Source organism: Pseudomonas sp. HMWF006, assembly GCF_003061205.1.
GTDB lineage: Bacteria > Pseudomonadota > Gammaproteobacteria > Pseudomonadales > Pseudomonadaceae > Aquipseudomonas > Aquipseudomonas monsensis.
Genome location: NZ_QAIU01000347.1, coordinates 782 through 1,900 on the forward strand (window position 1 = coordinate 782; position 1,119 = coordinate 1,900).

Genomic DNA, 1,119 nt, shown 5'->3' on the forward strand with positions numbered 1-1,119 from the left:
GGGACGCCTGCCATTGTTGGTGGAGGCGAGCGACGCGCAAACCGACCTGTTGGCGGTGTTCGACGAATTGAAAGCATTGGTGGATGAGCATCTGCTGCGCGATGGCGGGGTGCTGTTTCGTGGATTTCGCCTGAACGGTGCCGAACAGTTTCGCCAGTTCGCCGCCAGTTTTGGCCATCCGTTGTTGAACTACGAGTTCGGTTCGACGCCGCGCACCAACGTTACTCAAGGGGTGTACACCTCGACGGAGTACCCGGCGCACCAGAGCATCCCGTTGCACAACGAGCAGGCGTATTCCCGCGACTGGCCGATGAAGATCTGGTTCTACAGCATGATCGCGGCGAAATCCGGTGGCGAAACGCCGATTGCCGATAGCCGTGAAGTCTATCGGCGCATACCGGCGGCGATCCGTGAGCGCTTCGTCAGCAAAGGCCTGATGTATGTGCGCAATTTCGGCAATGGCCTGGATGTAGCCTGGGAAGATGTGTTCAACACCGAAGATCGCGAGGTCGTCGAGGCTTACTGCAAGGCTCACGGCATTGTTTGCGAATGGAAGGATGACGGGGAGTTGCGCACCCGTCAGACCTGTCAGGCGGTGGCGGTGCACCCGGTGACCGGCGATCACGTCTGGTTCAATCAGGCGCACCTGTTCCACATCTCCAACCTGCAAGCGGAAGTGCGCGAAAGCCTGCTGGACATCGTCGATGAAGAAGACTTGCCGCGTAACGTTTATTACGGCGACGGCTCGGCCATCGAAGACGAGGTGCTGGCGCAGATCCGCGCGGTGCTCGACGAATGCGCGATCAGTTTTCCGTGGCAGGAAGGCGATGTGCTGATGCTCGACAACATGCTCTCGGCGCATGCGCGCTCGCCCTTCGTCGGGCCGCGCAAAGTCATCGTGGCGATGGCCGAGGGGCATTCACAGGGCTCGCTCTGAGCCAATCGAGTGATTGCCGATAAAGCTGCCGAAGCCGGTCCTGGACCGGCTTCGGCATTTTTGTCTGGGCGGTGGGGCGCCGGGCAGCCGCTGCGCTAAATCATCGCGTTGGTCATTCGTTCTTGTTGATACGACCGGGTCTCCTGGTCACGCCGCCGATCAGCAAGGACCCCATGCATGAA

The 1,119-nt window shown here is 60.2% G+C and carries 1 protein-coding gene; it reads left to right on the forward strand.

Going from position 1 to position 1,119, the window contains the following annotated elements:
* A partial coding sequence (locus tag DBR24_RS14235; protein ID WP_128615080.1) for a TauD/TfdA family dioxygenase occupies positions 1 to 937 on the forward strand: 937 nt, incomplete at its 5' end.
* Between the last annotated feature and the right edge of the window lie 182 nt (positions 938 to 1,119).